This is a genomic window from Paenibacillus sp. JJ1683, from assembly GCF_053006485.1.
The window spans coordinates 2,056,204-2,069,154 of sequence record NZ_CM129820.1; the positions used below are offsets into that span (position 1 = coordinate 2,056,204).

Sequence of the window (12,951 nt, forward strand, 5' to 3'; positions counted from 1 at the left end):
TTTTAGTACGCGTGGACAAGGTGGAGGAATGATGAAGAATAGGATGCTTGATGCACAGGTAACGCCGAATGGTTTAAAAGACAGAATGATGCTACTGTCAGCACTGGATATTATATTGTCTCCAGAAGATTGGTTGCGCACGTATCGAATGCAGTCTGGATGGTCTGGTGATGTGTGCCTAGGTGAGGTGAACAACGGCGCTGGAGATACGATTCATATGCTATGGACGCGTGGAGCTGTGCTATTAAAAGGTTTTGACCACGAATCCCCTGTAAGTCCTCATGCAAGAGACGAATATGAGATCTGGCCGGGCATGTACGACGGTGTACCTGATGATATGATGGAGCTTTTAGAAGATGAAGCGCTGGAGAAGGAGGACGTTACCTTTTGTATGTGGAGGGAAGCGGGAGATAAGGAGTGGCGTATGGGCAACGTGAACATTCCTGAGGAATATGACGATGGCTCATCCTTTTTGCTGGGGAAAATTATAGTTACACCGGAGGAATATCAGGATTGGGCTGAAAGTTACTATGAGCTGCCGATTTCTCTAGGGGTGGTAAGCCAGATTTTCAACGGCGTTCCGATCACTGCACAGATGATCTCTGCGCTTCATCCACAGCGTAACGTTAGGGAAGCGATAAAGGAGCTAAAACAGCTTGGCGTTCAGGTGCATGAAAGCTAAGAATACAGATTTGTTTTTCTTGACAAGTTTTGTATATAATACAGGAGAAATGGCTGGGCTAATTACCTCGAATTAAAGGAGTTGTGTTGAAGATGTCCAAACGTTTGATTCCTTACATCACGATGGATGGAAATGCAAAAGAAGCAATCGAATTTTATGAAAAGGCATTGGATGCTCAACTGCTTTTTATTCAAACCTTTGGGGAAATGCCGGAAAACCCCGATTTTCCCATTCCCGCAGAGGTCAAGGAACGTGTGGGACATGCCACCCTTAAAGTGGGCGAGACAGAGCTCATGTTTTCGGATACCTTTCCCGGATCGCCGTTTAGCAGCGGGAATCAGGTGAGTATCTGTATTACAACCGATAGTGTGGAGCAAGCTCAAAAAATGTTTGATGCTTTACAGCAAGGAGGGCAGGTGGGAATGCCTTTGCAGGAAACCCATTTTAGTCCAGCTTATGGGAATGTAACAGACAAGTTTGGTGTCACCTTTCAAATGTTCACAGAGGCTCGGTCTTAAGAAATGGAAAACGGCTCGGTTCGCTACTTTAGCGATCTGGCCGTTTTTTTGCGTGCATGTCCTCGTCTGAAAAATAAATATAATACATAAAGGTATGGGGAGTGTTCGGATCTCTTTTTTCATGTATCGCTCAATTCCTAAAATAATTGTTTTAATATTGTTGAAATGGAAACCAAAATATATTATATTAAATTGTTAATGCACCAACGGGTGGGAGGACAGTCCATGAACAAAGAAGAACAGGTCATAATGGGTTTCAGGGACTTATATAACAAGATGGTTTGGCTTAATAAGGACAAGATGGAAGACAGTCTTAAGGGTTATAAGCCTTCTGAAGTACATTGCATGGAATACATTGAAAAAAATGTAGATTCCAACGTGACAACACTTGCGGAGTCCCTTTATATGACTAGCGGTGCCATAAGTAAAATAACTAAGAAGCTCATAAAAAAAGGCCTTATCGAAAGCTACCAGAAGCCGGATAACAAGAAAGAAATTTATTTTAGGCTTACTGAGCAAGGGAAAGTAGTCTATAAAATCCATGAGGAACTGCACAAGGAGTTTCAAGAGCGGGATAAAGCCGTATTTGAGCAGGTAACCGAGGAGCAATTTGACAGTATGCTTAGCTTCTTGGAAAAGTATAGCAGGCATTTAGATGCAGAAATAAAGAAAAAGGATATAGATATCAAGTCGAAATAAATTTGAATAATGAAAATCAAACCACAGGCAGCCGGGCTCTATTGAGAACGGGCTGCCTTTTTTTTATTATTTTGTTTCCAGGGAAGAAAAAATGTGATACGATAATTTTGTTTCCTAGGAAGTAAAATCGCAACTTTTGAGGGGAGAATTTAAGTGTTCAAATTTAGATCACACCATAAACAGACCACAGAACAAACCGTAGATAAACACGCTTTAATATTCGGCCTTATCTCTGTGTTTCTTTGCGGAATAAGCTTCAGTATTATAATACCTGTCGTCCCATTCTTAGTGCAGCCTTATACAAGCAATCCGGGAGAACAAGCTATAGTTGTTACGCTCCTGACCTCTGTTTATGCATTCTGCGTGTTTTTTGCGGCTCCCGTACTTGGAGCTTTGAGCGACAAATATGGCCGTCGACCCTTGCTCTTAGTCTGCCTTTTGGGTTCCGCAATCGGGTACTTAGTTTTTGGTATAGGAGGAGCTGTATGGGTACTATTTGCTGGGCGTATCATAGAAGGTGTAACAGGTGGGAGCATAAGCACGATCTTCGCCTATTTTGCAGACATCATTCCTCCAGAACAGAGAACTAAATACTTTGGATGGTTGAGTGCAGTTGTAGGTGTCGGCACTGTCATTGGTCCAACTCTAGGTGGATTACTTTCCAAGTTTGGTTATTCTGTACCTATGTATTTTGGAGCAATAATCACTTTATTGAATGTTGTTTATGGATTCTTTTTTATGCCTGAGAGTCTTGACAAGAAACATAGACTGAAAGAGATTACCTTTGTAAGACTGAATCCATTTACACAGCTTGCAAACGTACTTTCCATGAAAAACGTGAAAAGGCTACTTGTCTCAGCGTTCTTACTTTGGATACCCAACGGATCTTTACAGGCAGTTTTCTCTCAATTTACAATGGATACCTTCAGTTGGAAGCCTGCACTAATCGGACTTATGTTTTCAATTATGGGTTTCCAAGACATCATTTCACAAGGTTTCATCATGCCAAAGCTTTTAAAAAAACTTAGTGATAAACAGATAGCCATTCTTGGAATGTTCTCCGAGATTATAGGCTACAGTCTTATTGCGCTATCTGCTTTGTTCTCATTCTATCCTCTTATTATCGCCGGAATGTTTATATTTGGTTTTGGTGATTCGATCTTTGGGCCCTCATTTAATGGGATGCTCTCCAAGTCTGTCGATTCTAGTGAACAAGGAAGGATTCAAGGCGGTAGTCAATCTATCCAGGCTTTGGCAAGAATGATTGGGCCTATCATTGGAGGCCAAATCTATGTATCACTTGGTCATGCCACACCCGCTTTTATGGGGATGATTCTTATAGCAGTGGCAATACCAGTTTTATATAAGAGAACGGATGTGAATATGTAAACTACCGCTCGAAGCTTTCCGTAATCACCTGCATAGCAGGTAGTTTTAAGAAAATAATAGGGTTTCAGAACTTAGGAACAAGTTCTGAAACCCTATTATTTTACAGTAACGCCTTGCTAAATTAATTTTACGTATGTGTACTTAAACGCCAAAGTTAAAATCATCATCTGTCAGCGGCTCTACATTCATTGCCCGTACATAGCCGTTTCCTTTTTTAGAAAAGAAATCGTGCTGCTTGGTGTGGGTGCTGATGCCGTTGAATACAATGGGATTGACTTCTTCTTCTTCAAAAAGTGGGTCAAAGCCCAGGTTCATCATGGCCTTGTTGGCGTTGTAGCGCAAGAAGACTTTAACATCGTCTACAAGTCCAATAGGGGCATAAATTTGCTCGGTATATTGTTCTTCGTTATTGTGCAAGTAGCGCAGCAAGCCTACCAGCGTCTGGTAGAGGTCACGTTGTTCTTCCTCGTCCAGTTCTGCATAAATCTCCTGTGCCAGTACACCTACATAGACACCGTGAATACTTTCGTCACGCAGGATCAGGTCGATAATTTCCCCGCTGCATGTCAGCTTGCCTTGACCTGCCAGATAGAGAGGGTAGAAGAAGCCGCTATAAAACAAATAGCTTTCTAACAGTACCGACGCAGCCATCGCGAGATACAGGTCTTTCGGTGTATGGATGTTCATATAATACTGACGAATGGTTTCTGCTTTGGTCTGAAGATGCGGATTTTCTTCCACCCAGCGGAATACACCGTCAATTTCTTCCGTGGAAGCCAGGGTGGTAAAGATGCTACTGTACGACTTGGCATGAATTTGCTCCATCATCGCCATAAAGCTTAATACCGCTTTGCGTTGCAGTCCGTCTACATGCTCCATAATTTGCGGCATCCCCACACCGCCTTGAATGGTGTCTAGCAGAGTCAAGCCGCCCAGCACCTTCATGTAGGCTTCTTTTTCGATATCACTGAGGGTTACCCAGGACATTTTATCGTCAGACAGCGGAATTTCATCATCCGTCCAAAATTGCATAATATTCTGATTCCAGAACATCAGTGTGAAATCATCGTCCGAGCGGTTCCAGTTTACGGCTTGTATACCTGTCATTGTTAGCATTCTCCCTTCAGCTTGCGAGATTCCCTAGAAACACACGTAAGATGTTACCGGAGAGTCATCGTATGCTTGACATACGGAAGCTGTATCCGTGAGGGCTTTGTCCAATCCTGTAAAGGTCTGAACCACGCGCTGGATACAGCTTCTAATGCCAAGCATTCATATCTATTCAAAATCTAATTTTATTTTATAGCTTGTTACCATATATGCATTAGATGGAGCAAGTGAGGCACTCTTCCACAGACAGTTTTTTGGTACGTGTGTAGTATAACGATTTAAGTCCTTTATGTGCGGCATACAGATAGCAACGTGCTAACTGACGCGTAGTCACGTCACTGTTCACATGAAGTACAGTCGAAATTCCTTGGTCCACGTGAGGCTGGATTTCGGCAATCAGATCAAGCACTTTGAATTGGTCCATTTGATAAGCGGATTTGTAAAAGAATACATTATCCTTTTGCAAATACGGCATCGGATAGTAAGTCGTCGAATTCGCATAGGTACGAGTCTCGATTTGCTCAACAATTGGCATAACGCTGGACGTTGCATTTTGAATGTACGAAATGCTGGCAGTAGGAGCAATCGCCATACGATAAGCGTGATACAGACCGTTCTTCTTGACGTCTGCTTTTAGTTTATCCCAATCCGCTTGAGTTGGAATATAAATGTCCTTGAACAGTTCTTGCACACGTGCCGTTGTTGGACGATAATCCGTGTTCAGATATCGGTCAAAATATAGACCTGTCGCATAATCTGATTCCTCAAATCCATAGAAGCTTTGTCCGGCTGCTTTTGCGATTTCCATACTCTTTTCAATAGAATGATAGTTCATCGTCATGAAGAAGGTACGGACAAAATCCTTCGCTTCATTGCTTTCATACGCAATTTTGTTCTTGGCAAGGTAGCCGTGCAGATTCATGACACCTAGACCAACGGAATGCATTTCACGGTTCGCTTTTGCAACACCTGGGGCATTAGCTACTTGGGTCATATCGCTGACCGAGGTAAGAGCAATCATACCCTCATGAACGGACTCACGGATTTTGCCATGTTCCATCACATTTACAATGTTCAGGGAAGCCAGGTTACAGCTTACATCTCGGCGAATAATATCCTGTTGTCCATAATCTGTAATTTCGGAAGTTTCCTGCAACTGGAAGATTTCCGTACATAGGTTCGACATCTTGACTTGGCCCACGTTTTTAAGAGCATGCGCCTGATTTGCGTTACTTTTGTTCATAATATATGGATAGCCAGACTCCAACTGAATCATGGCAATTTTCGTCAGCATATCACGTGCGCTCATCGCTATTTTTTTCTTCACTCGATCGTCAGCGAGCAGCGTATCGTACATTTCATCCAGATCCATGTCGTCCAAATGTGTTCCATAAGCCTTGAACACACTATAAGGTGCAAATACATGCAGCGGTTCATTATCTTGTGCCAGCTTGTAAAAGCGGTTCGGCACCAGCAATCCGATTGAAAGTGTCTTGAGACGTACTCTTTCATCAGCATTGATTTTTTTACTATCCAGGAACTCCAGCACGTCCCATCCGAAAATGTTGTAATAGGCTGCACCAGAGCCTTTACGTTGACCCATTTGATCCGCGTAGGAGAAACCATCTTCCATCAGCTTCAGCACAGGCATAATGCCTTTTGCTGCGCCTTCTACACCTTTAATTTCCTCGCCGCGTGACCGCAGCTTCGACAGGTTAACCGCAACACCGCCGCCAATTTTGGACAATTGCATGCAAGTGTTCAATACATAGTTGATTGAGTTCAGAGAGTCATCCATTTCGAGCAAGAAGCAGGACACCAATTCCCCACGACGGCTTTTGCCAGCGTTCAGGAAGGTTGGTGTAGCTGGCTGAAGACGTTGCTCCATCATCGAGCGGGACAACAGGCGCGCCGTATCGGCGTTGCCGCGTCCCAAATGCAGGGCGACAGCAGCCACCCGGTCAGGGTAGTGTTCCAGATAGACTTTACGGTCGTTACTCTTCATTGCATAATCAGTATAAAACTTGGATGCTGCCATATAGGAAGGGAATTTAAAATTATAGCTATGAGTGATATGGAAAATATCATTAATTTCATCAGCTGTATAGCTGTTATAGAAATTTTCGTAATAATCATTCTCAATCATATACAGCACTTGAGCAGCTGTGTCAGCAAACTTCAAACTTCGTTCTTGAACTTCCTTCATAAATTCTGCTACAGCCTCTTGGTCCTTTTCCAATTGGAAAAAGCCGTCTGTATCGCGTTTCATCAACATGTTGTTCAATTCAATATGCCGCAACTCGGCTCACCTCCTGTTTAAAACGCTCCACATCTCCGAACGTTCCAGATAATTCAAATTTGCTAATCACGGGGACATTATAATGGTCGGCAATCAAATCCGCACTTTTGGCAAATTTCTCACCCCAGTTACGGTTGCCGCTTGCAGCTACACCAACAAGGTTTTGTGCATTTTTTTTCAAAAATGAAGATACCCTCTCAGGTATCTGCCCAAACCCGGTTGTATATGTAATGAGTACGTAAGGTTCTTCTATAGTCATTTGCTCCTCAATCTGAACCGCCGGAAGCTTGAGCTTGTTTATAAATCTTTTTACATTGCCGGTCTTGGAATCATAAGCAATCAGCATGGTGTGCAACCTCCTTAACAATTAACGAAAAAAAGAAAACGGCATTGCCAAGAGACCCATCATAGCTGTAATCCCTTGCTGGCTGCGCCATTTAAGATTTTTGACTCTATATTTACATGTATTTTCATACCTTTATCTTCAAGATATCGGGCATAAATACGTTTTTTACACTATATTTAGAGTACATTTTCTATTTTATATCTATATATAGTTTTGTCAATCGGTCTAGAGAGGCTCAGAGGACCCAGATCGGGTGTAAGTCCAAGCAGGGTGCGGAAAAGAGCGAAAGAACTTTTTTTTCGTAAGTATGTTAAAAAAGTATTGGAGTTTTTTAAGCTGAGGATGTACGATTTGTCAATGGGCAATAGAATGGAAAATTTACATTTTACTGTAGAAAGGATGAAGCAAATGGGAAGTGGTTTTATGGCATTTCAACCGTTTAGTATTATCTTTTTTGTCGTGTTTGGACTCATTGCTTTTGTAATCATTATGGGAATTGTCAAATCGATAAGTGCAGGTCTTTCCAATCAAGCAGCCGAACAGGTCCAACGTTCTTGCAAGGTTGTGGATAAGCGAACGAGAGTGCGTGGGGGGTCAGGCAATTTTTCAGCTTCGACCGATTACTATATCACCTTTGAATTTGACAGGGGGGAGCGTAAGGAGCTGGAGGTGAAGGATACGGACTTCGGAATGATTGTAATCGGGGATCGCGGGGAGGTTCATTATAAAGGTACACGTTTCCTGGAGTTTGTGAGATTAATGGGAGCGTAAAAGGGGGACAGGGTGATAGAGTATTACCAGAACCAATACATAATAGGGAGGAAGCTGACGATGCCACATATCATTGGAGCACGAATTGTATTAAGAGAGTACCGTCAGGAGGATATACCTGATATCCGAAGATGGGTTAATGACCCGGCAATCACACATGGATTAAGCGACGTATTTATCTATCCGCATTCACAGGCTAATAGTGAATCTTTTGTACAGATGATGATTGACGGCAACTCTGAGATCAAGGGCTTTGTCATTGCACATAAAGATACACTGGACTATATTGGACAACTCGATTTATTCAAAATCAACTGGCTAAATCGGCACGCCACCCTTGGTATTGTAATCGGGCGCGACGGTGATCTGGGCAAAGGATATGGGCGGGAAGCGATACGATTGATACAAAAATTTGCATTTCATTCACTGAATCTGCATCGGCTGGAGCTGGAGGTCTATGCGTTCAATGAACGTGCATATCGTTGCTATCTGGCATGTGGCTTTAAGGAGGAAGGCCGACTACGAGAAAAGCTATTCAGGGAAGGACAGTACTATGACATCATTCAGATGGGGATGTTGCGAAATGAATATGAGGCTGTAGAGCAAGCGAAGGAGCCCTGAAAGTGAGGCCACATAAGCTATTTTACTCCGTCAGCTTTCTTCAATTTTTTATGAGTGAAATCACGGGAACTACGCTCATCTTATTTCTGTTAGCTAAAGGACTTTCTCTGCAAAGTGCGAACTTCTTGCTGGTTGTATTCTTTGTAAGTATTTTTCTGTTTGAAATACCAACTGGAGCTATTGCAGACAAATATGGAAGAAAAATTTCTGTTGTTTTGGGGCTTTGTTGTTTTCTAGTCTACAGTGTATTGTTCGTTTGGACAGATCGCATGTGGCTGCTTGTGTTCGCACAAGTTTTTGGGGGGCTGTCAATATGCTTGCAATCAGGCTCGTTGGAATCCTGGGTTGTGGAAAACAGTGATAAGCCCATGGAAGTTCTTTTTACAACCTCAAACAGTATACAGTACATTTCGGGATTTATTTGTGGTCTGTTGGGGGCCTTCCTCGCAACATTTAACTATTCACTTCCCTGGGCAGCCAGCATTGTCTCTATTATCTTATGTATTATTCTATGCTGCTTTTATATGAAAGAGAAGAATATTACCCATCGAGAAACATCTGCTACTCGCATTACAACGATTATCGGGGAAAGTGTCCGTATCGGTTTTGAAAATAAGTCGATCTGGATTGTGTTTGTTATTGGTTTATTTTTAGCTTTTCGAATTCGGCGGGGAATACATTTCAACAGCCACGTCTGGTCGGTCTTTCTGAACAAGGAATTTGGATTATGGGATTGATCAAGGCGGGCTATTCACTATGTATGACTTTGGGAAGCTATTTGGTTCGAAAGCTAGGCGCACGTTATAGTGATGTACATATACTCATGTATGCTTGCGGGATGATTGGGATATGGCTCATTTTAGCCGGTGTTTTCAACACGTTTTATCCTGTACTGCTTACCTTTTTAATCTATGAAATTGGGCGAGGGATGTACCCGGTTGCCAAACAAATTTTTCTGAACAAAAGAATCTCTAATGAATATCGTTCAACACTGCTATCTCTGGATTCTGCCATTTCCCAACTAGGTATGTGCATAGGTTTATTCGTGACAGGAGTCGTAAGCCGTAATTTTACCAATCTTGCTTCAGATCAAACACCTATTCAGATATCTTGGGTGCTGTGTGGCGGGATTGCATTGATCCCAATCTTTTTGTTGCTTTATGTCCACCGGGTGTCCAGGAAAAATAATAGCTGGAAAGAAAAAGTAACAAAACAGAATGTTTAGTGTAAAAAGGGGCTGACAGGTCTTGACTGTCAGCCCTTATATACTTTAGTAGCAATCAATCTCTACTTCTCCCCATACCATAGCTTCAGACGATTTTGAATCAGGCCAGTGAAGATTTCTTCAGCCTTTGGTACACCCGCCTGATCCAGCTCTTGGAGCATGCGGTCATACACGGCATCGAATTGATCTGGCTTGGCGAGTACAGCCTCAGGAATCCGTTTGCGTACAATGTCCTGCGACTTCTGATAAATAACATTGTAATTTGTATTGGTCGGAACAGGCATGTTGTAGGCAGCACCCCACTCTTTTACCGGAAAATCCTTTTCGTTCGGGAACAGGTCTTTCCATGTCCGAGCTTTATATGCCTGAAGGGATTCTTTTTCCGCTTGGCTATAATTTTCGGTAATCATCTCCGGATAATTGGTTGTGTAATAGTTGCCAGTAGGGTCCTTCACGCTATCGCCGTAATGTGGTCCCCATATCCAATACAAACCGATACCTGATTCTCTGCTAAAAGAAGCGTTATCTTTGTTTTTGCGTTCTTGCACAGCTGCAGGAATGACTCGTTTGCCGTTCTCTACATTGTAATGCTGGCCTTCGATTCCCCAATTACGTAAAATTTGCCCTTCATCGGAGGCCAGGAAGTCCAGAAACTTGATCGCTCGCACCGGATTTTTGCATGAAGTTGTAATGCCAATCCCAGACGCAGTATCGAAACCAATGGGCTGGAGGGAATGATCCTCGTATTGCTCATTTAAAGTGACCGGAAAGTGGGAATAGGTGTATTCATCCTTACCTGCTGCCTTGAGCGCATTTTCGGCATCCTGGTAGTTCCATTCCTGATCAATCAGTCCGATGACACGACCTGCGGCGATTTTGGATTTGTATTGATCACTTTTTTGTACAAAAGTATCCCTATCCAACAGACCTTCATTGTACATATGGTTTAACCAACGAAAATACTCTCGCTCCTCCGGGCGTTTGTAGTGAAGAATGGCTTTGTGTGTTTTAGGATCAATATAATATTCTCCATCGTCTGGTCCACCTGTAGCTGTAACTGCCGGGTTTGTCACAGTAATCTGCATTTTCCAGTCCTCGGCATCGAGTGATAAAGGGATGGTAGGCTGGCCATTGGTAGTAGGGTATTTGGCGACATAATCTTTAAGTGCTTTTTCAAAATCTTGAACGGTGCGAATTTTGGGGTATCCGAGTTTCTTAAGGGCTTGATGCTGGATTTCGAAGCCTGCTTGTGCATCAAACGCGATGTGATCTACGCCCAAATTGGTTGGGATGGTGTAAATGGCGGGATCTTCACTACTGTATTTAATACGATTAAAATAATCTCCATACACTTTCTTAATGTTAGGACCGTATTTATCAATCAGGTCGGTTAAGTCAATGAGTGCTCCGGCATCGACCAGCTTTCCAATGTCTCCTTTGGGGTACACGAGATCAGGGTACTCTCCGCTAGCAGCCATTAAGGCAAACTTTTCCTCACCTCGACCGTTAACAGCATGTTCGGCATTTAGTGTAACACCCGTTTTCTTGATAATTTCCTGCCCGACAGCGTCCTTCATGTTATTCCAGTTGGAGCTTGAGTCACCGCCAAAGAACGTTAATGTAATGGGACTGGTGTCATCGGGGTCTTCCTTTTCTGCCGTACCGCCTTTGCTATTCGCGCAGCCCGTTGTAACGAGCAGCAGCAAAGCCAGAAGCAGGATGGAGCATTGTTGTACCGACCTGTTCGTGAACATCTGCAAATCCCCCTTAATAAGTATGATTTACACAATGTAAGTGCTTTCATTAGTAAATTGTAGGAAATAAAGAACCTTACGTCAAGTTATTTATGTTTATTTGTTATGTGTTTTGTTTTTTATTAAGCAAACATATTTAATGAAAGGTGTGGATTTGTGCAAATCCATCGTTTGATGATCTAAAACAAAGTATGCTACGATGGTACCAGTTTATAGGCATACCTGTATATTTAGAAGACTAAGGTAGAAAAAGATTTCGAATAGGGTTGGGTGAGGAGATGCGTGGAAAAGTAACATTGCAGGAAATTGCGGATGCGGCGGGTGTTTCAAAGTTCGCTGTTTCACGTGCACTGTCAGGCAAACCCGGTGTAAGTGAAGAGACGAGGGCGCTGCTGGTTAAGCTTGCTGCCCAGATGGGTTATTTTCGCAGTCATCCCAAAATGACCGGGGTAGAGCCTCGGGACACAGATGCCAGAGAATGGTCGGGTACCGTGCTGGTGTTATTTCCGAATATTCGACACCAGAATCGGGAGTCCAGGTACTGGGGACCTGTATTTGAAGGGATTTCCGAGCGTCTGAACCGCAAGGGATTGGATATGATCACGTTAACGGAGCCTTCAACTGATGATATGTTTTCTTTGCTGAACCCGGAGGCCATTAAAGGGATTATCACAGTAGGAACAATTTCAACTACGTTGTTGCTGAACATTTATCGAATGGGTATTCCAGTCGTCATGGTGGATCATTGGGACTCTGCATTTTTAAGTGATGCGGTGTTTACGGATAATCGCACATGCATGAATGAATTAATGAAGGATTTGCTGTGTAGGGGTTATGCCCACTTTCAGTTTGTGGGTCATATTGACGACGCTCACAGTTTCTATGAACGTTGGGAAGCTTTTCGGTCCGCACTGGAAATGAGCGGAGTAGAATTACGGCAGAACAAAGCCCTTATTTATGGGGGAGCGCAGGCACTTGCCGAGGAAATGGACAAGTTGCCCGAGGATGAGCTGCCAGAGGTTTTTGTTTGCGCTAATGACGTGACTGCTTCGCAAGTCGTGGAAGTGCTGAAAGGAAAGGGGATTGACGTTCCGAGGCGGTGCGGGGTGACCGGGTTTGACGATACGAATGATCAAATGCCGATCTATGCCACGGTGAGAGTGGATAAGGAACTGTTGGGGATGCGAGCGGTGGACCAGTTATTATGGCGCATCATGAATCCAAGCTCGCCTGTGGAAAAAAAGCTGCTGCACGCTGATCTACTCATACGGGAAGTTCACGCGCCACGGATCAGCCGGGAAAATGATGATCGTGATCGTTCCTTTAGCACAATTAAATATAGTTGATGTGCGGATATGTGGGATGAATTCGATCCGCAGTGAAGACGAGGGAAGTCGCTTTTAGCCTGTTTAGGGGTAGAGGGCGACTTTTATTTTGTGTTTTACCGGTTGTTCCAAAAAAACAATTGACTAACTTGTTAGCTTAATGTTATTTTTGTTATGTTAATGAGTGATCCAGATGTTCCCAATCATCCTTA

General features: G+C 43.1%; 13 protein-coding genes. 9 read left to right on the forward strand and 4 right to left on the reverse strand.

Features of this window, described 5'->3' with window-relative positions; all coding sequences use genetic code 11:
• The first annotated feature begins 31 nt into the window (after positions 1–31).
• The 4 genes from ACUC6J_RS09050 (at position 32) to ACUC6J_RS09065 (ending at position 3,288) form a co-directional block, all read left to right on the forward strand.
• Entirely contained in the window at positions 32–682 is a 651-nt protein-coding gene (locus tag ACUC6J_RS09050; protein ID WP_447250089.1) for a hypothetical protein, read from the forward strand.
• A gap of 92 nt (positions 683–774) precedes the next feature.
• On the forward strand, positions 775–1,200 hold the full coding sequence (locus ACUC6J_RS09055) for a VOC family protein (RefSeq protein WP_016819177.1): 426 nt from the start codon (positions 775–777) through the stop codon (positions 1,198–1,200).
• A gap of 225 nt (positions 1,201–1,425) precedes the next feature.
• Complete coding sequence (locus ACUC6J_RS09060) at positions 1,426–1,899, forward strand: MarR family transcriptional regulator (RefSeq protein WP_016819178.1); 474 nt, start codon at positions 1,426–1,428, stop codon at positions 1,897–1,899.
• Between the two features lie 153 nt (positions 1,900–2,052).
• Positions 2,053–3,288 carry an MFS transporter gene (locus tag ACUC6J_RS09065; RefSeq protein ID WP_447250090.1) on the forward strand — a complete coding sequence of 412 codons (1,236 nt, stop codon included), beginning with the start codon at positions 2,053–2,055 and terminating at the stop codon, positions 3,286–3,288.
• 141 nt (positions 3,289–3,429) lie between these two features.
• Here ACUC6J_RS09065 and nrdF read toward each other — a convergent pair whose 3' ends face one another.
• The 3 genes from nrdF to nrdI all read right to left on the reverse strand — a co-directional run bounded on the left by nrdF (position 3,430) and on the right by nrdI (position 7,043).
• Positions 3,430–4,395 (reverse strand): class 1b ribonucleoside-diphosphate reductase subunit beta, encoded by a 966-nt coding sequence (nrdF, locus tag ACUC6J_RS09070; protein ID WP_013370558.1) that lies wholly within the window; start codon positions 4,393–4,395, stop codon positions 3,430–3,432.
• Positions 4,396–4,612: 217 nt separating this feature from the next.
• Positions 4,613–6,697: a class 1b ribonucleoside-diphosphate reductase subunit alpha gene (gene nrdE / locus ACUC6J_RS09075; RefSeq protein WP_447250091.1), complete on the reverse strand. Its 2,085-nt coding sequence runs from the start codon at positions 6,695–6,697 to the stop codon at positions 4,613–4,615.
• Positions 6,684–7,043 (reverse strand): class Ib ribonucleoside-diphosphate reductase assembly flavoprotein NrdI, encoded by a 360-nt coding sequence (gene nrdI, locus ACUC6J_RS09080; RefSeq protein WP_016819181.1) that lies wholly within the window; start codon positions 7,041–7,043, stop codon positions 6,684–6,686. Before nrdI ends, nrdE begins: the two co-directional genes overlap by 14 nt.
• A 408-nt stretch (positions 7,044–7,451) precedes the next feature.
• On the opposite strand from nrdI, the gene ACUC6J_RS09085 reads away from it, so the two are divergent.
• The 4 genes from ACUC6J_RS09085 to ACUC6J_RS09100 are packed head-to-tail and all read left to right on the forward strand — an operon-like array spanning position 7,452 to position 9,660.
• A complete protein-coding gene (locus tag ACUC6J_RS09085) occupies positions 7,452–7,814 on the forward strand; it encodes a DUF2500 domain-containing protein (protein WP_025364603.1) in 363 nt (120 codons plus the stop codon).
• Between the two features lie 60 nt (positions 7,815–7,874).
• On the forward strand, positions 7,875–8,435 hold the full coding sequence (locus tag ACUC6J_RS09090) for a GNAT family N-acetyltransferase (RefSeq protein ID WP_447250092.1): 561 nt from the start codon (positions 7,875–7,877) through the stop codon (positions 8,433–8,435).
• A 2-nt stretch (positions 8,436–8,437) separates the two neighbouring features.
• Complete coding sequence (locus ACUC6J_RS09095) at positions 8,438–9,172, forward strand: MFS transporter (RefSeq protein ID WP_447250093.1); 735 nt, start codon at positions 8,438–8,440, stop codon at positions 9,170–9,172.
• A complete protein-coding gene (locus ACUC6J_RS09100) occupies positions 9,163–9,660 on the forward strand; it encodes an MFS transporter (protein WP_447250094.1) in 498 nt (165 codons plus the stop codon). The genes ACUC6J_RS09095 and ACUC6J_RS09100 overlap by 10 nt, the downstream gene beginning before the upstream one ends.
• 62 nt (positions 9,661–9,722) lie before the next feature.
• On the opposite strand, the gene ACUC6J_RS09105 is transcribed toward ACUC6J_RS09100, so the two are convergent.
• Entirely contained in the window at positions 9,723–11,414 is a 1,692-nt protein-coding gene (locus tag ACUC6J_RS09105; protein WP_031463280.1) for an ABC transporter substrate-binding protein, read from the reverse strand.
• Between the two features lie 278 nt (positions 11,415–11,692).
• Here ACUC6J_RS09105 and ACUC6J_RS09110 point away from each other — a divergent pair, with 278 nt between their 5' ends.
• Complete coding sequence (locus ACUC6J_RS09110; RefSeq protein WP_016819186.1) at positions 11,693–12,760, forward strand: LacI family DNA-binding transcriptional regulator; 1,068 nt, start codon at positions 11,693–11,695, stop codon at positions 12,758–12,760.
• Positions 12,761–12,951 lie beyond the last annotated feature (191 nt).